Genomic DNA, 20,612 nt, shown 5'->3' on the forward strand with positions numbered 1-20,612 from the left:
GAGAGAACCGCTCATGGCCACTTTTTTCTCATTGATCCGTCGCGGCAATAAGTCAGCACTTGCTGCTGCTGTCGTCAACACGATCATTGCTATCATCAAGTTCGTCGCTTATATCTTGACTGGGAACGTTGCAATGTTCGCTGAAATGATGCATACGATCGGTGACGCGGCGAATCAGTTTTTCGTCTATATCGGTTCTGCTCTCAGTAAAAAAGCACCAACGAAACGATTCCCGAACGGATTCGGTCGGCTTGTTAACCTCGTGTTACTTGCTGCAATCATCGTCGTCGCACTCCTTGCGTATGAGACGATTCGTGAAGGCATCTTGCATATCGCACACGGTCCTGGCGAAGAGACGACTGGGCTTTGGATCATTTTGACGGCACTTGGAATTGGTGTTGTCCTCGAAGTCGGCGTCTTTTATAAAGCAATGATCGAGATTGCTCATGAAACCGGGCTCAAATCCCGAGGATTGACGCTTGTCGGACAAAGCTTCACCCATCTTGGGCAGGCAAAACCAGCTACACGTCTTGTCTTCATGGAAGATCTTGTTGCGACTCTCGGTGGTATCATCGCGATCATTGCCGTTCTGATTTCGCATTACACATCGTTTTATCAAGCAGAGGGCATTGCATCGATTTTGATTGGTCTGATGATGTTCTACGTCGTCTATAATGTCTTTATTCAAAATGCTGCCGGTGCGCTCGGTGAGATTGATGAAGTACTGACTGCTAAAATCGGTGAAATCCTATTACGTGATGAAGCGGTTCGTGATATTGAAAAGCTTGAAGTCATTAAGGAAGGGGATCACTTCCATGTCGAGACAGAGATTGAAGTGGATCCTAACTTAACGATTGCCCAAGCGGACGACATCAAGGACCGGCTTGAACTTCAAATCCGAATTCTTAAAGGGATCACCGATGTCACGATTTCCTTTGATGAAGATGATAAAGTACAGCAGTATCAATCCCCCTCACCACCTGTAGAATAAACAAAAAGCCATCGATTTCGATGGCTTTTTGTTTGCATTCATTAGCGTGCAGCGCGGACGAATCCGGCTTCTTCTGCTTCTTTTTCCGTACAGAACTGTTGCTCTGGCTTCACTTCATCGTAGGACTGACCTCCCGGTACATGGTAGATTTTTTTACCCGACCGATTAATGTTGCCTTTGATTTCGCAGGATTTCGTTTCTGTAATCGCTTGAGCGTCGAAGCCACGATTTGTGACGTAGCCATCGTGCTCCCAAATCTTTTTCTTCGCCTGCTTGGCTTCCTGTTCGATCTGTTCGAACATATCGACATAACGTGTGTCCGGCTCATAGACGAACGCTACACGTGCGAGTCCTTTTCGAAGTAACTCCTGATTCAACATCTTATCGCCGTACCAGACGTATGCGAGTAATCTTCCGTATCGATCGGTCCGGGAATGATCACGCTCCAACCGAATGGCTGTCCCGCTCGGTAAGGTCTCTTTCGTAAACGCTGAAGCTTCCGTTCCATACGGTTGAACCGGTGTATCCGGTTTGACGGTTTCTGGTGTATCGACAAGGAGTAGACGAACGTCCTCCGTTTTCCCATCCGCCAACTTCACTTTTAACGTATCCCCATCGATGACGCGTTCGACCGTCGCCTTCGTGATTTTTTCGTCGTCCGGTTGCTTGATGCCAAGCAAATCGGTTTCTTCTGGTGCACAACCGATGAGAACGAATAAAAAAAGTAGACTCATCATTGCATATCGTCTCACTTCTGTTTCGCTCCTTTCCATGAAAATACGGATTCGGTCAAAGCCCGAACCCGCATACGCTATCTTGTTTATTCGTTAGTCTGCTGAAAGAACCGTTTCAACTTCATTTCGGTTCGTATAAAGTTGATAGAACGCTTCCGCTACATTTTTCGGATCAAGTGCCGTTCCACGCTTCACTTCCCCGGCAATCGTGACAGTTCCGACGTAGACACCGTCTTCCTTCAACGTATCATGTAACATATGCGTCACTTGGCGAACGCCTGCCTTCCCGATTGAAAGCCCTGGTAACGATTTGATCGCTTGCATCGCAGCGCCGCCTCCAGTAATCAGGATAACGCCGTCTTTCCGTTCCTGCATCGACGGAGCAACGAGTTGTGCGGCATGCAGTGCACCGAGTACGTCGATTTCGAACTCTTTCGTAATCTGTTCTGCCGAAACTTCGAGGACAGACGCTTGATGTAAAATCGAAGCATTGTAGACTAAGACATCGACTTGTCCGTATTGCTCCTCTGTCCATTCGATGAGTGATGCGACATCGGCTTTTCGAGAAGCATCACATTCCACTCCAACCGCTTCCACGCCCGCTTCTTTTAGTTCCGTGATGACGGCTGCGAGTGTTTCTTGCGTCCGCGCCGCACAAACGACTTGAAAGCCTTCTTTTCCGAATCGTTTACTGATTTCATATCCGTTTCCTGGCCCTGCTCCGATGACGATTACTGTTTTCATGACGTATCTCCCCTTCTCATTTCAACTGTGATGGTTATTCCCTGAATCGCGTCATTTCATTCAAAAATCGAGCAATGAAGTGCCTTTTTCTTCTTTCTCCTGCGAAACACCCATGAAACGCGCTAACATCGGATCGACTGTTGGTGTTGCCTGAGGTGTTGACGTAGGTAGCGATATCGTTGAACTTGATGTCGCCTCAGATTCAAGTAATAGTTCACAGTACGTTTTCATTGCTGCAATCTGCTCTTTCTGCGCGGCTCCTGTCGTTTGCTCAATGCGTTGCATCGCTTGACGCATCTTTTCGATGATGTGTTGTTCCGTAATCATCTTGTATTCCTCCTTATGGTAGATTGAGGGTATGAACTTGAAAAGGATGTGTTTTCCATGATTCGTACCGCTTTAGTTGGTTTTGGTATTGCCGGTGAACATTTACATGCTCCTTATTTACACGCACCTGATTATCAGTTAGTCGCTGTTCAGTCGAGTCGTCCGGAAGCAGTCGCTGCTTATGACGCGACGCTACCTGTTTATTCGACACTTGAAGCCCTGCTCGCTAAAGAACAAATCGATTTAGTCGTCATCGCGACAGCAAATGAGCTACATTATCCACTTGCGCGCCTCGCTTTGCTATCGGGCTGTGATGTACTCGTCGAGAAACCGTTCACTGTCACGCTTGAAGAAGCCGAAACGTTGACGGAACTAGCACGTGTACACGATCGGTTACTGACAGTTTATCATAATCGTCGGTATACGAAGGACTTTCGAACGCTGATGACCTTACTCGAATCCGGACATCTCGGCACGCTCCAAACGTTCGAAGCGCATTATGATCGCTATCGTCCAGACGTTGAGGATCGTTGGCGCGAACAGGACGTACCCGGTGCTGGTCTCTTGTACGATCTTGGATCACACTTGATCGATCAAGCACTCGTCGCCTTCAATGCAGTACCAGATCGCGTCTTTTGTGATCAAACGATCCAACGGCAAGGTGGGATCGTTGATGACTATACACATTTGATTTTAGCATTCGGCACGCGACGCGCTATTTTACACATCGGTTCCATCGTTCCGGCTGTTGGTCCTTCGCTAATGGTACATGGGACAAAGGCTAGCTATTTCGTCGATGAAGTCGATACGAAACGCGCGACGTATCAATTGGCTGAAGCAAACGGCCCCCTTGAAGACTTTCCTTTTGTCTCCGGGCAATTTGGGGATTATTATACAGACCTTGCGCCAACCATACGACAGCGAACAACCCCACCTGTCTCTCCGAAACAGGCTGAACTCGTCATGAAAATCATTGATCGTGCTCAAAAGAGTGCAAAATCGGGTACATGGATAGAAGTAGACTAACTATCCATTCAGACGAACAGGGGGAAGACAAGATGTTTTCAAGTACGGAACGGACAGCTTGGTTAGAAGAGATGGGACAAGAACTTTTAGACGTGCTCGTCATCGGGGGCGGTATCACAGGAGCCGGTATTTTGCTTGACGCACAAAGTCGAGGCATGCGGACAGGATTGATTGAGATGCAGGACTTCGCCGAAGGGACATCGAGCCGATCGACGAAACTCGTCCATGGTGGATTGCGTTATCTGAAGCAGTTCGAAATCAAACTGGTTGCCGAAGTCGGAAAAGAACGTGCCATCGTGTATGAGAACGCCCCACACGTGACGACGCCGGAGTGGATGATGCTTCCACTCGTCGAAGGCGGAACGTTCGGCAGCTTCTCGACATCAATCGGCCTACGCGTCTATGACCAGCTCGCAGGCGTCAAACGCAATGAACGCCGGACGATGCTCAGTAAAGAAGAAACATTACGTTACGAGCCACTATTACGTTCGGAACATTTAGTCGGTGGTGGTCGTTATGTCGAATATAAAACGGATGATGCCCGATTGACAGTCGAAGTCTTAAAGGCAGCCGTTGGTTACGGTGGACGTGCCGTCAACTATACGAAGGCTGAATCGCTCGTCTACCACAATGGAAAAGTTGTCGGTGTCGAAGTCCGTGACGTCTTAAGTGACAAAACGTATACGATTCGGGCGAAGAAAATCATCAATGCAACCGGTCCGTGGGTCGACGAACTACGTGAAAAAGATGGTTCGAAAGCTGGGAAATCGCTCCACCTGACGAAAGGGATTCATCTCGTCATCGATCAAGCGCATTTCCCACTCCAACAGGCTGTTTATTTCGACGTTCCAGATGGTCGGATGATCTTTGCGATTCCACGCGAAGGGAAAACCTATGTCGGAACGACTGACACGAACTATAAAGGAGATATCCTTGAGCCGGGTGTCACCGTCGAGGATCAGGATTATATCCTAGAGGCGACGAATCAAATGTTCAACGTCGAGTTACGACCTGAACACGTCGAATCGACATGGTCTGGACTACGCCCACTCATTCATGAAGATGGAAAGGACCCGAGTGAACTGTCTCGAAAAGATGAAATCTTCGTCTCGAAATCCGGTCTGATGTCAATCGCTGGTGGGAAGTTGACCGGGTACCGGAAGATGGCAGAACGAATTATCGATATGGTCGCAGACCAATTCAAGACAGAAGAAAATCGGATTTACCTCGCTTCCCGTACGCACGATATCTTGCTTGGTGGTGGTCATCCACAAGGAAGTAAAGGATTTGCCCGCTACTTGAAGGAACAACAACCAAAAGGAGAAGCACTCGGATTGTCACCGAATGAGGCGACATGGCTCATCCAACGTTACGGTACGAATGTCGAACGTGTCTACGAATTGATTCGGACACGTGGTGACGAGGCGGCTCGTTATCAATTACCGTTACACTGGTTCGGCGCTCTTCTATATGGATTAGAAGCTGAGCTCGTCATGCAACCCGGCGACTTCTTGAACCGTCGTGCCTCGGCCGTCTTCTTTGATTTCCCTCACGCTGAACAGTACGCAGATGGTGTTCTCGCCTTGATGCGTAGCGAACTCGGCTGGTCGGCAGAAGATGAAGCGAGAGCCAATGAAAGCATTCGTCGTGAATTTGATGCGGTCCGCGTCAAAGGACCTGTTCCACTTTCATAACATCAGAAGACCCGATCGCCTTCAGGCGACCGGGTCTTCTTGTATGTTACTGTTCTTCTTTCGAAGCAGCGAGTTCCGCTGCCGGCATGTTGCCTGGGTGTAAATTCGAACTCTTACGTGCAAACGTAAAGTAAAGGACTAAACCAATAGCAAGCCAGATTCCAAAAGCAATCCATGTCTCGAGTTTCAAGTTGAACATCAAGAAAAGACATGCAGCGATTGCTGCGATCGGCACATATGGCATACCTGGACATTTGAACGCACGTGGGAGATCGGGCTGTGTCTTACGAAGAATCAAGACAGCGACAGAGATCAAGACGAATGCTGCGAGTGTACCCATGTTGACAAGGTTTGCGATGACATCGAGCGGAACGAATCCAGCAACGAGTGAGCTACCCAGTCCGATCATCCAAGTCGCCTTGAATGGTGTTTGGTACTTCGGATGCACTTCAGAGAACACTTTCGGGAACATTCCGTCACGCGAGATGGCGAATGCAAGACGCACCATTCCGTAAGTCATGACGAGAATGACTGTTGTGATCCCGAGGATCGCACCGAGATCGATGAATCCAGCTACCCAGCTTTGACCCGCCATTTGAATTGCAAGTGAGACTGGATGATCGACACCAGCGAACTGTTGGTACGGTACGATACCCGTCATGATGGCTGCGACGATGACGTAAAGGACTGTACAAACAGCAAGTGAACCGATGATCCCGCGTGGCAAGTTTTTTTGCGGATCGCGGACTTCTTCAGCTGCTGATGTGACGGCATCAAAGCCGATGTACGCGAAGAAGACGATTGCGGCACCCGAGAAGACGCCTCCCCAACCAAATGGTGTGAACGGTGTCCAGTTCGATGGCTCAACGTAGCCGACACCAACAACGATGAAGAGAATGACGACTGCGACCTTGATGACGACCATGATGTTGTTGACACGTTTCGTTTCCTTGATTCCCATCGACAACAATGCCGTAATGGCAAAGAGGATTAAGAATGCTGGAAGGTTGAAGTATGTCTTGGCTCCTTCGACTGCTCCAGGAGCTGCTGATAAGGCTGTTGGCACATGGATGTTGAATCCTGCAAGTAAGGACTGGAAGTACCCAGACCAACCGGCTGCAACGGCACTGGAGGCGAGTCCATATTCGAGGATCAAGTTCCAACCGATGATCCAAGCGAAGATCTCTCCCATCGTTGCGTACGTGTACGTATAGACGGATCCACTGACCGGAATCGTTGATGCGAATTCAGCGTAAGCAAGAGCAGCTAGACCACAGGCGATGGCAGATAGAATGAATGATACGATAAGTCCTGGTCCTGCAGTCAATGCTCCTGTTCCTGTCAAAACGAAGATTCCGGTTCCGATGATGGCGCCAATTCCTAAAAACGTTAAATCCATCGCGCCAAGATTTCGAGCAAGTCCACTGTTTCGTTTACTTGCAGCAATCATAGCGGAAACATCTTTTTTCCGCGTCAAACTCATGATGTCTTTCCCCCTGTACCTGTTATGATTCGTCCTACGGAGCAAGTCGTCCGTAAGAACTTAATCAAAAATTTACGAAGTTTTCTGATAAATTGATATAGGTCATTATACCTATTTCTATTTTGTTGAACGCTTTCATTCGTTAAACAAAAAAATCCGTACAAAAAAGATGGATGTGTAACACATGTTACACATCCATCTGACAAGTCTCAGTTTGTTAGGTTTTTAATTTGTTTTTTCGGGTCTTCACCCACTCCAAAAACACTTGGTAATCCAGCTTTGTTCGTGTCACATAGGCTTCTGACCAACGCTCGATTTGTTCTAAGAAAGCAGTGTCTGAAACACCGATGGCTTGGATGATTTCAACATCGGCATGATGCGTTAAAATTTTTTCTTTAATCCCGGCATCCTGATCCGCCCGTGCATGTACTTTGGCGGTAATTTGACCTTGAATGCATAAGACATTCTCGAGGTCATCCTGACTTTTGATATGCTTTGCTTTTAGTTTTTTCTTATATGGCGAGCGCTCACGTACATAATATTCCTTTTTTCCAATCGTCAGGTAGCCAAGATATGGATCCTCATGTGCCTGCATCGCTTTTTGGGACGTGATGATCCGGCGTCCTTGATGAACTGTTTCTGCTTCTGGACGATAGACGGGAAGGAACAACGAAGGGACAGAAGTCTGAGCTTGTTTCATCTCTAGAATCAAATCCTCTTCCCCTCCCTCCCCCTCAATTAGGAGGTAATAGCGCTCAAGACCAATCGATGCCGTTCCACTGTCTAGCTTACGAACGATATCCTTAATCGTATAGAACGATTCGTCACGACGATCCTCGGCATCAATCGTTTCGATATAGGAGGACCAAGCAGACTCAATCGCCATTCGCGTCGGATCATCTATCGCTGCCATATCTGGTAATGTACAAAAACGTCTCACGCCATCCACCAGTTCCGTCCGCTCTCCCATTAATTCCTCACGTTTCTTTTCTGCTTTTTTGATCAACTTTTTGATTGGTCCTTTTGTATTTTCTCGCGTAAAACAAACATCACTCGGATCTTTTCCAAGAGCGTACTTTTTTAAATCGTGTAAGTATTCAAGGACATAATTACGAATCGCAGGAGTCGGGTCGTATCCTGCCTCTTCAGCGAATAACCGGACGGAGACCGCCATGCGAATCAAATCATATAAATAAGATCCTAAGTATCCTTCATCAAAGTCATTGACGTCGTAGATGATCTCTCCCTTCGCATTGCCATGGACACCGAAATTCTCAAAATGAAGATCTCCCTGAATCCAGGTCGGTTTATCGCGAGGCGTATCAAAACCAAGGGGGATTCGCGTCACGTCATAATAAAACAGATGCGAACTCCCACGGAAAAAGCGAAACGGACTCAAGCTCATCTTGTCGTACTTTTCCTGACGTGCTTGCTCATCGAGCTGACGGATTTCGTGATCGTAGAAATCAAGCACCTTCGCAATCGTCATTTGTCGAATCTCTTCATATACGGGTCGAAACATTCGATTCTCTCCCTTCCATTTGAAAAAAGAGCAGTCAAAACGAAATCGTTTGACTGCTCCTTACGTGTTACTCGAAATGTTTTTTATATTCCCCATATCCTGCCGAATCAAGCTCTTCAAGCGGAATAAATCGTAATGCTGCTGAGTTGATACAATAGCGAAGACCACCAAGTTCTGTCGGACCATCATCGAAGATATGACCGAGGTGACTATCCGCATTCGCAGAACGCACTTCCGTCCGCGTCATCCCGTGACTCGTATCGAGTTCGACTTCCATCTTGTCTTCTGAGATCGGTTTAGCAAAGCTCGGCCAACCACAGTTTGACTGGAATTTATCTTTCGATGTGAAGAGTGGTGTACCATCGACGATATCGACGTACAGTCCTGGACGTTCTTCATCCCAGTATTCGTTACGGAAAGCGGGTTCTGTCCCGTTCTCTTGTGTGACTTTATACTGAATTGGTGTCAGACGCTCTTTCAGTTCTTTTTCCTTACCTTGGTCCTTCCACGCTTCCTTGATGAATTTCGCGCGACCTGAGCCGACACTATACATCTGATAACGGAACGGATTCTTTTTATAATAATCTTGGTGATATTCTTCGGCTGGCCAAAACGGCTTTTCTGGACGAATCTCTACCGCGACCGGACGCGAGAAGCGTCCTGATGCGTCAAGCGCTGCTTTCGAACGTTCAGCTGCTTCACGCTGTGCTTCATCGACATAAAAGATGGCCGGTTGGTACGATTCACCACGGTCATTGAATTGACCTCCACCATCTGTCGGGTCAATTTGACGCCAGAAGATCTCGAGTAATTCTTCGTACGTAATGACGGACGGATCGTACGTGACTTCAACCGCCTCCAAGTGACCTGTCGTTTCCGAACAGACCTCTTTATAAGTCGGGTTCTCTGTATGACCACCGGTATATCCTGAAATGACCTGCTCTACCCCATCATATTTATGGAATGGCTTGACCATGCACCAGAAACAACCACCTGCAAATATTGCTTTTGCCATCTATCTTCCCCTCCTCTGTATGTGTCTATTTTACCGCGTTCAGAGAATGGACTCGACTTTCCTGCTCATTCAATCCTCTGGATTCGCTTTTAGACGACGCATGACGAAGTAAATCGCCGCAAAGACAAGAAGAAGTCCTCCGAGCGAATACCAGATGTTATTCAAACGATAAATCATTTGGTACAAGGCAAGCGTCACAAGCAATAATGCGATCGGTAAGAAGGCACGCTTGAAGTGGTACCAGTAATTCACGAAGATCGCCTCCTGTTTTTCTTTCATCTTACCCGATATGTCATGTCTTCTGCGAGAGGATTATTCTGCTTGACGGTACTCTTCTTCGAGATAGGTCCGGTACTTCGCTTCCCAAGCGTTTAGCGACACACGCCATAATACGATCGTTGCCATGACAAGTCCTAACGTAACCGGCCAGAACCAAATCGATACGATGCCTGCTGTCGAAGCCAGTCCGATTTTTGAAAACAGAACGTACGTCCAAATGATGGATGTGCATAATAAGATCGAAACCGGAATCGCGAACTTCCATGGAGTGAGCTCGACAGACTGTCGTCGATTGACCTTTCTTGACTGGACGACCGGGTAACGATATCCCATGAATACCATGAACAGCACTTCAATCACGAGTAGAATACCGTACCCATGAATATAGCTAATGCCATGATCCCAGCCGAACAGTTGTTTGAAACCGAAGACGAATAAGTAATACGCGAACACGTGAAAGACGATGACGATTTTCGCTGCAATCGCCGGAATTCGTTTCATGAAAATCCCCATTAATACGATGACGAGAATCGGAATGTTGAAAAAACCTGTGAATTGCCGGATCAAACTCCATAAGCCGTCCGGCGCGTACATCAAGAATGGTGCGATGACGAAAGAGATTAAAGCAACGATCGTTCCGAACCATTTACTGACACGAATCAAATGTTCATCACTCGCCTCTTTCGCAAACACCGGCTGATAGATATCGAGGACAAAAAGTGTTGCAATACTATTTAGCAACGAGTTAAACGAACTGAAGACGGCTCCGAGTAAGACAGCTAAGAAAAATCCCATCAGCGAGACAGGCAACAACTCCGTAATGAGTCGAGGATATGATAAATCACCGCTCGTTAGTGTGTTCCCATACAAGTGATAGGCAATGATCCCAGGAATCAGCATGAAGATTGGAACTAATAACTTCAAGAATCCTGTCATGAGGACGCCCTTCTGTCCTTCCTTCAAATCTTTTGCCCCGAGCACACGTTGAATGACATATTGATTGAGTGACCAATAAAATAAGTTCGCAAATAGGATACCCGTGAAAATCGAGAAGAACGGAACGGCATCGGTTGAGCTTCCAATTGCGTTCAACTTCTCCGGTTGAACGGTCGCAATCGTCTTCATCCCTTGAAGTAAATTCCCGTCACCCAGTGCAATAAAGCCAAGCACCGGAACTAGGAATCCAACGAAGACGAGCCCGATCCCGTTCAAGGTGTCCGAGACAGCCACCGCACGTAGCCCTCCAAAAATCGCATAAATCGCTCCGATGATCCCGACGACCCAAACGACTAACCAAAGGGATTGCGTATAACTGAGACCAAATAATTCCGGAACATCGAACAGCTGCAAGACAGCAATCCCACCCGAATAAAGCATCGAAGGAATCGTGACGCACATATATCCGAGTAAAAAGAGTAAGACTGTCATCCGGCGCACCGTCTCATCATACCGGTGACTTAAGTATTCCGGTAAAGTCGAGATACCGAGCCCGAGAAACTTCGGAAGCAGATAGATAGCCATGATGATCGCAGCAAACCCCGCCGTGACTTCCCACGCCATACTCGACATGTTTCCCATGAAGGATTGTCCGTTTAGTCCAATCAATTGTTCTGCCGACAAATTCGTCAGCAGTAGCGATCCGGCAATGAAAACGCCACTTAGCCCACGCCCCGCTAAGAAGTATTCATCGACGCCTTGTGTTTTCCCACGCGTCAATCGGTAGGATATGTAGGCAACGAGCAACATGAAAAACGCTGCAGAACCTAATGTGAAAAATAATTCAGATGTAGTCATGCGTCTCCCCCTATTCTTTATTCATATTTGCTATTTTTGAATATGTATTCATTGATTCCTTTTTTATACTTTTTCAAAACTATATTTTAGAAAACGTTTTCATTTAATTGAATAAAAAACCACCTTCATTCTAGAAGGTGGTTCCGATTGCAGAAAAATGGGCTGACTCAAAAAAAAAATGACGCGTCTTTTCACGCCCTTTCCTCATGCGAGACACAAGCCAGTTTTCCCGCTCCAGTCGAGCAGGAAAACGGGTCTTGTTTGTCTCTGAAAGCACAAAATTGCGCTTTTTCCTGTAGGAGTGGCGTGTAACGTGTCATTCTTTTTTATACCGGCAGGAGAATCAGAGAAGCGTTTTGTTCACTCGACATCGCTTCCTAGGGAAAAACAAGCAAGAGCGACCCTGCAGCGAAGCGATGCTTGTCCCTGGAAAAACGATTCGAAACGAACAAAAAAGCGCAATCTTTCTCATCAGACTCATCAGAGAAAAATTGCACTTTGTCTTCAATCTCAATCACCTTCATTTATAGAAGGTGGTTCACACATTATGATTGACGTGGATGTTCCGGGAAGTCCATCTCGTCATAACGAACGATCGACGTTCGATTTTTGAATTTATGTCCTAACCAGAAGGCAAGGAATAATGGAATACCAACATACGTTGCGGCAATTCCGACCCAATCGATTTGATCCGCAAGGAATGCTGCGTAGTTTTGACCAACGATGACGAGGAAACAAAGACCGAATGCGAACAGCGGACCAAACGGGAACGCTGGTGCAACATATGGTAAGTCTTTCAACGAGTGACCTTGTGCAAGGAATCCTTTACGGAAACGATAGTGACTGATTGCAATCCCGAGCCATGCGATGAAGCCTGTCATCCCCGAAGCATTGAGTAACCACAAGTAGACTTGTCCACCAAACATCGACGTCAAGAAACAGAGTGCACCGATTGCTCCTGTTGCGAGCAAAGCGTTACGCGGTACACCGTTTTTCGATACTTTCGCGAACAACTTCGGTGCATCCCCTTGGCGAGCAAGCGTATAAAGCATCCGAGTCGAAGCATACATACCTGAGTTTCCGGCAGATAGAACAGACGTCAAGATGACGGCGTTCATGAGTGCTGCTGAGAAGGCAAGACCCGCTTTTTCAAAGACAAGCGTAAACGGACTAACCGCTACGTCCGTAATGTCATTGGAAACCAAGTTCGGACTCGTATACGGAATGAGCATTCCGATGACGAAAATCGCGAAGACGTAGAAAAGCAAGATGCGCCAGAAGACTTGTTTGACTGCTTTTGGAACATTCTTTTTCGGATCTTCCGACTCACCCGCGGCAATCCCGACCAGTTCTGTACCTTGAAAACTGAATCCGGCAACGAGAATGATACCGATGACGGCAGGAATCCCACCGACGAACGGTGCATCGCCAAGTGCAAAGTTTTTAAAGCCAACCGGTGGCTCTGATGTAAAGACACCAAAAATCATCGCAACACCGACGACTAAGAAGACGATGACGGTAACGACTTTAATCATCGCAAACCAATACTCCGCTTCCCCGAATCCCTTAACGGAGAAGTAGTTCAAGCCAATCATGAGTAAGAGGAACAAGGCACTGAAATAAAATCCAGGAACATCCGGGAACCAATATGTCATGACGATTTGTGCTGCGACGAGCTCGACTGCGATCGTGACTGCCCAGTTGTACCAGTAGTTCCAGCCGAGCGCAAAGCCGAATGATGGATCGACGAATTTCGTTCCATAGATCGAGAAGGATCCAGCGACCGGCATATACGCTGCCATTTCACCAAGACTTGTCATGAGGAAGTAGACCATCAGACCAACGATTGCATACGATAGGAGCGCCCCACCTGGTCCTGCTGCTGCGACGGAAGCACCGGACGCAATGAAGAGTCCTGTTCCGATCGCTCCACCGATGGCGATCATTGACATATGACGGGCTTGTAATCCACGTTTTAATCCTTCTACTGTCGAATCTGTTGTTTGTTTCACATCTAGATTGTTCATTTCGTTCGCTTCTCTCTTTAATAAATTTTTGAGAGGACACTTTTTGAATGAAAAAACAAAAAGCGCCCTCATCTTCCAGATGGAAGATGAGAACGCAACATAATAAAATGGATGCGCCTCATTCTACCGTCGTGAAAGATAGCTCTCCACAAGTAGGTGATACCCGACTTGTGACAGTATTAGACCTATTTGATCTAATCCCAATCGATCATCTTCAAAGCGATGATTGATTTCGGCAATTCTTCCTTTCAGGTCACCTCATCTGTCGCTTGACGACATCCGTAACCGTACTCTTAAGAACTGCAACCTCCATCCCACTGGTTGAGTGAGAACTGAATTAAGTTAGTTATTACTACGCCATATTACACAAAACGCCACGAAATTGTCAATTGCCTTTTTCGAATCTGGGGTAGTCGATGGTAAAAATCCGATATGTTTAGTACACTAAATGGTAGAAGTCCACTGAGAGAAAGGATGCTGCTTGCATGCCACAGGAACGTGATTTGCTAACTTATCGACTCGAGGAACAAATGCGTGTCATTCTTCGTACCCTGCGACGTGAACTTAACCGGCTATTTGAAGGAACGGCGACCCGGAGTGATTTTTTCATCTTACGAAGCCTTTCAGAAAATGGTCCTCAGCGCCCGACGCTTCTTGCGGAACAATTTGAGCTCGCGACGAGTCAAGTCACTGCTTTGACGGATAAGCTGTATAAACAAGGATATGTCACACGGACACGTTCGACGGAAGATCGTCGTTCAATCGTACTCGCTTTGACGGAGGACGGGGAACGTGCATTTCGGGATCTCGAAATCGTCCGGAAAAACTATTTACAAGACCGCTTCGGTACATTGACGGAAGAAGAGCTCGAAACGATGATTCATGTCTTTGATAAAATTTTACAGACGATGGATGAGGATACCCTTACTTCATCTTCTTAAAAACGGTAGATTTTCTACCGTTTTTTCTATTTTGGTCTAAAGATTTCCCTCTGTCTAACCGTTATCTACTTGAGTATACTGGAAGTATATATATGGAAATCTGTTAGCTGGGGGAGTTGGGAGGATTTGTTGTCCATCATGAATCAATTCATCATTAACTTTTGTCTACTGTTCACAACGATTACTCTCTTGTTCTTACCGTTTCGGAATCAACCGCGTATTTCATTGAACTCCAAATGGAGCATTCGACTTATACTCGGAGCAGTCTCTGGTCTGATTGCGGTCTTATTAATGTTCAATGGGATCCAAATCGATGTCGCCCGTGTTGATTTACGTATCGTTCCCGTCGCGATCGCCATGCTGTTCGGTGGTTTCCCAAGCGCCATCGTTGCAGGAGCAATGATCATCGGGACACGTTACTTTTTAACACCAGTTGATCAAATGGAAGGATTTTATTTATCTACGCTGATCATCGTCTTATTCATCACGACGATTGGGATCATTCGTCGATTCGTCCATGTCTCGATGCGTCATTTTCAACTTATGGTGTTGGTCGGTATTCTCTATTCGTTACCCGCCATCTACATCTTGACGCACAGCTGGTCGACATTCTTTAAAATCTCGATTGCGTACGTCTTCTTTAATTTATTAGCTGGCTTTGTTGCCTTTCGATTACTGACGGAATTACGCCGTCACTTCGAAAACATCCAGTATCAGCAGAAACTCGCCATGACGGATGCTTTGACAGGGCTCGCCAATCGCCGTCGTCTGGATGACTCGCTATCGCTTGTCGGTTCGACCGATCAAGGCTATTCACTTGTGCTCATCGATATCGATTTCTTCAAGCATGTCAATGATACATATGGTCATGATGCGGGCGATGATGTGTTACGCCAACTCGGCATGACTCTCGCTTCCTTGACGCGTCCAGACGACCTCGTCGGACGGTACGGTGGTGAAGAATTTTTAATCATCTTACCAAGTACTTCGGCGAAAGAAGCGCAAAAAATAGCAGAACTAGCTCGGCTGACGGTCGCACGTAACCTGTTCCCGACAGCAGATGTACCTGATCTACAAATTACGATCTCACTTGGGATTTCACATTCCAGTGGTTCGCATACGTCACTTGAAGCATTACAACAGGCAGATAAAGCGTTGTATTATTCAAAAGAAAGCGGACGGAATCGGAGTACGATCTATACGAAAGAACTCGCATTCCGACAGGCTTAAACTGATTGGACACTTCCGCAGGGAAGTGTCTTTTTTACGTCCTCATTCCGTCTCTTTAGGAAAACCGATACTCTCAACCGTTCCAAAGACGATCATCCGACTTAATTGTTCTGCCATATACTCTGATGAATACGGTCGACCGTTTCGTAACCAAGAAATCAACAATCCCAACTGTCCACCAATGACATAGTTCAATAATAAGTCCCGATCGACGAACGTAGCTTCTTCTGTGATTTGCGGTCGAAACACAAGACGATAGTTATCTTTCAATGTATCGAGAAAACGGGAGATGAACGTTTTGATCGGTCCTTGAACGAGCATCGTTTGATAGAATAATTCATTTTCTTCGATATGAATGAACAAACGAGCAAAATAGCGACTCACCTGCTCGACTGTCGGAAAGACAGTTCCTGTACCCGTGATCCGAATTGCTTGTTCAAGTGCCTTCATTTGCTCCTCAACGATTTGGTCGAGCAAATCATACTTATCCGTATAGTGTGCGTAGAAGGTCGAACGGTTCACACCGGCTCCATCCGTCAGCATTTTGACAGTAATACTCGAGAAGCTGTGCGTCTTCAATAAACGAAATAATTCCATTGTAATACGGTCACGTGACCGTTTTGGTCGGGGATCACGGCTCTCATTCATCCATATTTCACTCCTTTTTCATCCTCTTTTCATTAATGAATCCGTTATCATCTATTTTTCCAACATTTTGTCGGAAATTGTCGGTTGTTTGTTAGCTAATGATCCATATAATTAACTATATTAATTACTCCTCCCCCCAGAGGAGTACTTTTTTTGAATCGATTGTACACAAGAAAGGATGCTAACACACCCATGAGTATGAAAAAATTATTGATCATCAATATCGTGACACTCATCGTTTTAATCGGTGGTGGTGTTGTCGGATACTACTATTACGATCAAGCAACGAGCTATGTCAAAACAGACAATGCGAAAATCGACGGTAAGATGATAACGGTTGCGAGCCCAAGCGCTGGTAAATTAACAGACTGGTCTGCGAAAACAGGCGAATCACTCGCCAGTGGAGCAACAGTCGGACACGTCATGACGGCACAAGCCGGACAAAAATCGACGGACCTCTCTGTTTCAATGCCCTCAAAAGCAACGATCGTTCAGTCGATGGCGACAAAGAACGGCTTCGTCGCAGCAGGTACACCTCTCGCCTATGGTTTTGACTTAAACGACCTTTGGGTCACAGCGAACATCGAAGAAACAGAAATCGATGAAATCAAAGTCGGACAAACAGTGGATGTCTATGTCGACAGCTATCCGGACACGACACTTTCTGGTGAAGTCGAGCAAATCGGTATGACGACGGCTTCCACGTTCTCAATGATGCCTTCTTCAAACGGAAACGCGAACTACACGAAAGTCGCACAAGTCATTCCAGTTAAAGTATCACTCTCGCAAGAAAAATCACTCGACATTCGACCTGGTATGAATGTGACCGTCCGCATTCATAAGGATTAAGGAGGGACGTTCATGTCTACTACCTTCTTGTTCGGATACAGTGCGTTCACGATTCTGATCATCATCGGCGTCAACTGGATCGCCCGTCGAAGTCGCTCATCCGACACGGCGCTGGCGACGGACGGACCGACTCTTGAGGAATCCCTCGAGGCGGAACCGACGATGACCGTGACACCACCAGTCGCAGCACCTTCAAAACAGGTATCGACTGAAAACGTCAGTATTCCGAAAGTACTGACGGTCTTACTCATCGGTATGTTCATTGCTATTTTGAACCAAACGTTGATTAATGTCGCGTTACCAGTTCTGATCAATGACTTCAACGTGTCGACGTCCACTGCCCAGTGGTTGACGACGGGCTTCATGCTCGTTAACGGGATTTTGATTCCGATCAGTGCCTTTTTGATGCGAAGCTATACGTTCCGCCAGCTGTTCCTCGCTTCGATGACACTGTTTTTCTTCGGATCGGTCATCTGTTCGATGGCAATGAACTTCCCGGTCATGATGATCGGTCGTGTCGTTCAGGCAGCGGGGGCTGGTATCTTGATGCCACTCGGATCAAACGTCTTCATGACATTGTTCCCACCGCATAAGCGCGGTGCTGCCATGGGAATGCTCGGAATCGCGATGATTCTCGCTCCTGCTGTCGGACCTACGATCACAGGATATGTCATCCAAAACTATGACTGGCACGTCATGTTTTATGCGATGTCGTTCTTTGGATTAGTGACGTTGTTACTCGGTACGGCTTGGTTCCGCCTGACGCAGCCACTCTCGAAACCTTCTTTTGACGCACTGGGCGTCTTATTCAGTACGATCGGATTCGGGAGTCTCCTTTACGGATTCAGTGAAGCCGGGAATGACGGCTGGGATAGCCCGATCGTCATCAGCACGATCGTCATCGGCTTAATTGGAATTGCTGCTTTCGCAATGCGTGAGCTGTCGATGGAAGATCCGATGTTGAATATTCGCGTGTTGAAAGTGCCGGAATTTTCGTTCACCCTCTTTATCAATGTCATCGTTACGATGGCGTTGTTCGGTGGGATGTTACTTTTACCGATTTACCTTCAAAGCATTCGCGGTTTTTCACCGGTCGATTCAGGTCTTCTCCTTTTACCCGGATCACTAATCATGGGAATCACCGGACCGATTGCCGGTCGTTTATTTGACCGCTTCGGTATTCGACCGCTCGCTATCTTCGGTTTGACGTTGATGACGTACGGGACATGGGAATTGACGCAATTGAACATGGATACATCGTATTATTCCATCATGGGTATCTACATGCTTCGGTCATTCGGTATGGCATTCATCATGATGCCAATCATGACTGCCGGTATGAACGCTTTACCGATGAAGATGATCCCGCACGGAAACGCGACACAAAACACACTTCGTCAAGTCGCCGGCTCCATCGGAACGGCAATTCTCGTCACCGTCATGACCCGTCAAACGACGGCTCACTTGGCAGACGACGCGAATCAGTTTACGACGCTCGACCCGACGCTTTCGCAACATTTAAACGATCTTGGACAACAGCTGGGTAGCTCACAAGCCGCTTCAACGAGTTGGTTTACGATGCTGACGAAACAAGCAACGATTCAAGGGATCACCGATGCGTTCTGGATTGCAACCGTCTTATCTGCGCTTGCACTGATTCTGTCCTTCTTCTTGCACGGAAAAAAAGAACCGAATCTGGATTGATTGACGAAAGGGGCTGACTCAAAAGTCAGTTTCCACAAAGGTAAGGGTGGCAGAATGATGATCTGCCACCCTTACCTCATAACAAAAAGAATGACGCGTTTCACGCAACTCCTACAGGAAAAAGCGCATCTTTGCGCTGTCAGAGACAAACAAGACCCGCTTTCCTGCTTGAATAAAGCAGGAAAACTGGCTTGTGTCTCGCCTGAAGAAAGGGCGTGAAAAGACGCGTCATTCTTTTTTGAGTCAGCCTCTTTTCTTATACTTTACGAAAAGTTCTTCTTTGCACTTCAGCCTTAAAATCGATACACTAGGGACAATGAGTTTCATATCTAAAGGAGATGCTTTATGGTTGCCTTTCTGCAATTTTATGCGTTCATCTTTGCTTGTTGTTTTGCTTGGCAAGTTGGTCGACCATCCCCTTGGTCACAAAAGATCGTTCGTGCCTTTTTAACAAGTGTCAACGGGCTCTTCGTATTCGCACGTGCCTCGATTTCAATCTTTTTATTAGTTGGACCACTATTACTCGTCACCTATCTTGTCTTCCCACGGTTAATCGCTTTTGAAAATGGTTTAGCGATGGTGATCAGCGTGCTTGTCATCGGACTGGTTGATCGTCTCGTCAGTCTCGTCGTTCTGCCACTCATACGTTCCTTTTTCTTAAAACGTCAACGCGTCATGCCACAATCGGTGGAAATGGTGCTTTATACGATGGCAATGGCTGTCTTGCTCTTTATACAGCTTCATGCTGTTCCTGGCGTTCAACTTCATGTAGCGTTAACGATTTTCCTTGGTTTTACGATCTATTTCGCCCATTATCTATTTGCCTTATACCGGATTCGTCTTATGAAAAAGAAGCTAACGACTGTTGCTCAAGATCAAGACGAGGAACGAAAAGTCTCTTAATTCGAATGCAACGAAAGATGATTTCCTATCGGGAATCGTCTTTTTTTGTTTTCTGACAAATAACGTTGACAATGATAATCGTTATCATTTATAGTGAAAAAGTACTCAGTGAGGAGATGAAACGGATGCATGCCCAACAAGTGATTGAAACACGCCGGTCGATCCGGTCCTATACGGAACAACCCGTTCCGGTCGAATTGGTAGAAGCATTACTCGACACGGCGATTTATGCCCCGAATCATAAATTACGAGAGCCTTGGCGCTTTGTTCTCGCAATCGAAGACGGACAAACACGGTATGTCGATGCCTTGATGGAATTGCTGACAGCGCGTGGTCAATTCGAGACGAAAACGTCTGAACAACGTCAACAGGCTGAACAAAAATTACGGGAAGTCCCGGTTTATTTAACGGTACTTTGTCAGGTACAAGGGACACCGGATCAACAGCTAGAGGATACACTTGCAACTGCTGCGATGATTCAAAATCTGCAGTTGGTAGCAACAGAACGAGGTCTTGGGTGTTGCTGGAAGAGCGGAAAACACTGGTTCACACCAGAGTATGCCTCACTCGTTGACGCTTCTGAAAACGAACGCGTCCTCGGCGTCATTCAAATCGGCTGGCCTGCCATCGTTCCACCTGTCAAACCTAGAACGTCCGCAAAGGACAAGTTGACGCACTTTTAAGAGGTGCGCATTCTGCGA

Annotated in this window: 19 protein-coding genes and 1 riboswitch; of the genes, 9 read left to right on the top strand and 10 right to left on the bottom strand. The window is 46.7% G+C overall.

The window, feature by feature from the left end:
* Positions 1 to 13 precede the first annotated feature (13 nt).
* Positions 14 to 991: a cation diffusion facilitator family transporter gene (locus tag KNQ06_RS12680; protein ID WP_149426653.1), complete on the top strand. Its 978-nt coding sequence runs from the start codon at positions 14 to 16 to the stop codon at positions 989 to 991.
* Positions 992 to 1,032: 41 nt separating this feature from the next.
* Here the strand turns inward: KNQ06_RS12680 and KNQ06_RS12685 are convergent, their stop codons facing one another.
* From KNQ06_RS12685 to KNQ06_RS12695, 3 genes are all read right to left on the bottom strand, one after another.
* Positions 1,033 to 1,743: a thermonuclease family protein gene (locus KNQ06_RS12685; protein ID WP_353049198.1), complete on the bottom strand. Its 711-nt coding sequence runs from the start codon at positions 1,741 to 1,743 to the stop codon at positions 1,033 to 1,035.
* A 75-nt stretch (positions 1,744 to 1,818) separates the two neighbouring features.
* A complete protein-coding gene (locus tag KNQ06_RS12690; protein ID WP_214772007.1) occupies positions 1,819 to 2,469 on the bottom strand; it encodes an SDR family NAD(P)-dependent oxidoreductase in 651 nt (216 codons plus the stop codon).
* Between the two features lie 60 nt (positions 2,470 to 2,529).
* Positions 2,530 to 2,796 carry a DUF5327 family protein gene (locus KNQ06_RS12695; protein WP_050677319.1) on the bottom strand — a complete coding sequence of 89 codons (267 nt, stop codon included), beginning with the start codon at positions 2,794 to 2,796 and terminating at the stop codon, positions 2,530 to 2,532.
* A gap of 57 nt (positions 2,797 to 2,853) precedes the next feature.
* Here KNQ06_RS12695 and KNQ06_RS12700 point away from each other — a divergent pair, with 57 nt between their 5' ends.
* Both KNQ06_RS12700 and KNQ06_RS12705 read left to right on the top strand, forming a co-directional pair.
* On the top strand, positions 2,854 to 3,822 hold the full coding sequence (locus KNQ06_RS12700) for a Gfo/Idh/MocA family oxidoreductase (RefSeq protein ID WP_215148499.1): 969 nt from the start codon (positions 2,854 to 2,856) through the stop codon (positions 3,820 to 3,822).
* A gap of 32 nt (positions 3,823 to 3,854) precedes the next feature.
* Positions 3,855 to 5,516, top strand: coding sequence for a glycerol-3-phosphate dehydrogenase/oxidase (locus KNQ06_RS12705; RefSeq protein WP_058265456.1), 1,662 nt, complete (start codon positions 3,855 to 3,857; stop codon positions 5,514 to 5,516).
* Between the two features lie 46 nt (positions 5,517 to 5,562).
* Here KNQ06_RS12705 and bcaP read toward each other — a convergent pair whose 3' ends face one another.
* The 6 genes from bcaP to KNQ06_RS12735 form a co-directional block, all read right to left on the bottom strand.
* A complete protein-coding gene (gene bcaP / locus KNQ06_RS12710; RefSeq protein WP_047391976.1) occupies positions 5,563 to 6,999 on the bottom strand; it encodes a branched-chain amino acid transporter BcaP in 1,437 nt (478 codons plus the stop codon).
* 217 nt (positions 7,000 to 7,216) lie between these two features.
* Positions 7,217 to 8,521 (bottom strand): DUF2252 domain-containing protein, encoded by a 1,305-nt coding sequence (locus tag KNQ06_RS12715; RefSeq protein WP_215148501.1) that lies wholly within the window; start codon positions 8,519 to 8,521, stop codon positions 7,217 to 7,219.
* A gap of 67 nt (positions 8,522 to 8,588) precedes the next feature.
* The gene (gene msrA / locus KNQ06_RS12720; protein WP_064300483.1) at positions 8,589 to 9,536 is read right to left on the bottom strand and encodes a peptide-methionine (S)-S-oxide reductase MsrA; all 948 of its coding nucleotides are present in this window, start codon (positions 9,534 to 9,536) and stop codon (positions 8,589 to 8,591) included.
* 69 nt (positions 9,537 to 9,605) lie between these two features.
* Entirely contained in the window at positions 9,606 to 9,788 is a 183-nt protein-coding gene (locus KNQ06_RS12725; protein WP_035399267.1) for a hypothetical protein, read from the bottom strand.
* A gap of 60 nt (positions 9,789 to 9,848) precedes the next feature.
* Positions 9,849 to 11,609 carry a solute:sodium symporter family transporter gene (locus KNQ06_RS12730; RefSeq protein ID WP_215148503.1) on the bottom strand — a complete coding sequence of 587 codons (1,761 nt, stop codon included), beginning with the start codon at positions 11,607 to 11,609 and terminating at the stop codon, positions 9,849 to 9,851.
* A 545-nt stretch (positions 11,610 to 12,154) separates the two neighbouring features.
* Positions 12,155 to 13,636 (bottom strand): amino acid permease, encoded by a 1,482-nt coding sequence (locus KNQ06_RS12735; protein WP_215148505.1) that lies wholly within the window; start codon positions 13,634 to 13,636, stop codon positions 12,155 to 12,157.
* Between the two features lie 131 nt (positions 13,637 to 13,767).
* A riboswitch (Lysine riboswitch) is annotated at positions 13,768 to 13,956 on the bottom strand.
* A gap of 165 nt (positions 13,957 to 14,121) precedes the next feature.
* Here KNQ06_RS12735 and KNQ06_RS12740 point away from each other — a divergent pair.
* Together KNQ06_RS12740 and KNQ06_RS12745 are read left to right on the top strand one after the other, a co-directional pair.
* Positions 14,122 to 14,577 carry a MarR family winged helix-turn-helix transcriptional regulator gene (locus tag KNQ06_RS12740; RefSeq protein ID WP_215148507.1) on the top strand — a complete coding sequence of 152 codons (456 nt, stop codon included), beginning with the start codon at positions 14,122 to 14,124 and terminating at the stop codon, positions 14,575 to 14,577.
* 138 nt (positions 14,578 to 14,715) lie between these two features.
* Positions 14,716 to 15,807 carry a diguanylate cyclase gene (locus KNQ06_RS12745; protein ID WP_231884709.1) on the top strand — a complete coding sequence of 364 codons (1,092 nt, stop codon included), beginning with the start codon at positions 14,716 to 14,718 and terminating at the stop codon, positions 15,805 to 15,807.
* Positions 15,808 to 15,849: 42 nt separating this feature from the next.
* Here the strand turns inward: KNQ06_RS12745 and KNQ06_RS12750 are convergent, their stop codons facing one another.
* Entirely contained in the window at positions 15,850 to 16,455 is a 606-nt protein-coding gene (locus KNQ06_RS12750; protein WP_050677328.1) for a TetR/AcrR family transcriptional regulator, read from the bottom strand.
* Between the two features lie 192 nt (positions 16,456 to 16,647).
* Between KNQ06_RS12750 and KNQ06_RS12755 the strand changes: the two genes are divergently transcribed.
* The 4 genes from KNQ06_RS12755 (at position 16,648) to KNQ06_RS12770 (ending at position 20,594) form a co-directional block, all read left to right on the top strand.
* A complete protein-coding gene (locus KNQ06_RS12755) occupies positions 16,648 to 17,304 on the top strand; it encodes an HlyD family secretion protein (RefSeq protein WP_149426645.1) in 657 nt (218 codons plus the stop codon).
* Positions 17,305 to 17,316: 12 nt separating this feature from the next.
* On the top strand, positions 17,317 to 19,008 hold the full coding sequence (locus KNQ06_RS12760; protein WP_058265449.1) for a DHA2 family efflux MFS transporter permease subunit: 1,692 nt from the start codon (positions 17,317 to 17,319) through the stop codon (positions 19,006 to 19,008).
* A gap of 345 nt (positions 19,009 to 19,353) precedes the next feature.
* Positions 19,354 to 19,911 (top strand): hypothetical protein, encoded by a 558-nt coding sequence (locus tag KNQ06_RS12765; protein WP_149426644.1) that lies wholly within the window; start codon positions 19,354 to 19,356, stop codon positions 19,909 to 19,911.
* Between the two features lie 125 nt (positions 19,912 to 20,036).
* Positions 20,037 to 20,594 (top strand): nitroreductase family protein, encoded by a 558-nt coding sequence (locus KNQ06_RS12770; RefSeq protein ID WP_023466727.1) that lies wholly within the window; start codon positions 20,037 to 20,039, stop codon positions 20,592 to 20,594.
* Positions 20,595 to 20,612: the final 18 nt, after the last annotated feature.

Source organism: Exiguobacterium sp. s91, assembly GCF_018618915.1.
In the GTDB taxonomy this organism is placed as follows: Bacteria; Bacillota; Bacilli; order Exiguobacteriales; family Exiguobacteriaceae; genus Exiguobacterium_A; species Exiguobacterium_A abrahamii.

What these genes read in the sequence shown, in the direction of transcription:
- KNQ06_RS12680 (WP_149426653.1), top strand. Translation starts at nt 14, where the DNA reads ATGGCCACTTTTTTCTCATTGATCCGTCGCGGCAATAAGTCAGCACTT.
- KNQ06_RS12690 (WP_214772007.1), bottom strand. Translation starts at nt 2,469, where the DNA reads ATGAAAACAGTAATCGTCATCGGAGCAGGGCCAGGAAACGGATATGAA.
- KNQ06_RS12695 (WP_050677319.1), bottom strand. Translation starts at nt 2,796, where the DNA reads ATGATTACGGAACAACACATCATCGAAAAGATGCGTCAAGCGATGCAA.
- KNQ06_RS12700 (WP_215148499.1), top strand. Translation starts at nt 2,854, where the DNA reads ATGATTCGTACCGCTTTAGTTGGTTTTGGTATTGCCGGTGAACATTTA.
- KNQ06_RS12705 (WP_058265456.1), top strand. Translation starts at nt 3,855, where the DNA reads ATGTTTTCAAGTACGGAACGGACAGCTTGGTTAGAAGAGATGGGACAA.
- bcaP (WP_047391976.1), bottom strand. Translation starts at nt 6,999, where the DNA reads ATGAGTTTGACGCGGAAAAAAGATGTTTCCGCTATGATTGCTGCAAGT.
- KNQ06_RS12715 (WP_215148501.1), bottom strand. Translation starts at nt 8,521, where the DNA reads ATGTTTCGACCCGTATATGAAGAGATTCGACAAATGACGATTGCGAAG.
- msrA (WP_064300483.1), bottom strand. Translation starts at nt 9,536, where the DNA reads ATGGCAAAAGCAATATTTGCAGGTGGTTGTTTCTGGTGCATGGTCAAG.
- KNQ06_RS12730 (WP_215148503.1), bottom strand. Translation starts at nt 11,609, where the DNA reads ATGACTACATCTGAATTATTTTTCACATTAGGTTCTGCAGCGTTTTTC.
- KNQ06_RS12735 (WP_215148505.1), bottom strand. Translation starts at nt 13,636, where the DNA reads ATGAACAATCTAGATGTGAAACAAACAACAGATTCGACAGTAGAAGGA.
- KNQ06_RS12740 (WP_215148507.1), top strand. Translation starts at nt 14,122, where the DNA reads ATGCCACAGGAACGTGATTTGCTAACTTATCGACTCGAGGAACAAATG.
- KNQ06_RS12745 (WP_231884709.1), top strand. Translation starts at nt 14,716, where the DNA reads ATGAATCAATTCATCATTAACTTTTGTCTACTGTTCACAACGATTACT.
- KNQ06_RS12750 (WP_050677328.1), bottom strand. Translation starts at nt 16,455, where the DNA reads ATGAATGAGAGCCGTGATCCCCGACCAAAACGGTCACGTGACCGTATT.
- KNQ06_RS12755 (WP_149426645.1), top strand. Translation starts at nt 16,648, where the DNA reads ATGAGTATGAAAAAATTATTGATCATCAATATCGTGACACTCATCGTT.
- KNQ06_RS12760 (WP_058265449.1), top strand. Translation starts at nt 17,317, where the DNA reads ATGTCTACTACCTTCTTGTTCGGATACAGTGCGTTCACGATTCTGATC.
- KNQ06_RS12765 (WP_149426644.1), top strand. Translation starts at nt 19,354, where the DNA reads ATGGTTGCCTTTCTGCAATTTTATGCGTTCATCTTTGCTTGTTGTTTT.
- KNQ06_RS12770 (WP_023466727.1), top strand. Translation starts at nt 20,037, where the DNA reads ATGCATGCCCAACAAGTGATTGAAACACGCCGGTCGATCCGGTCCTAT.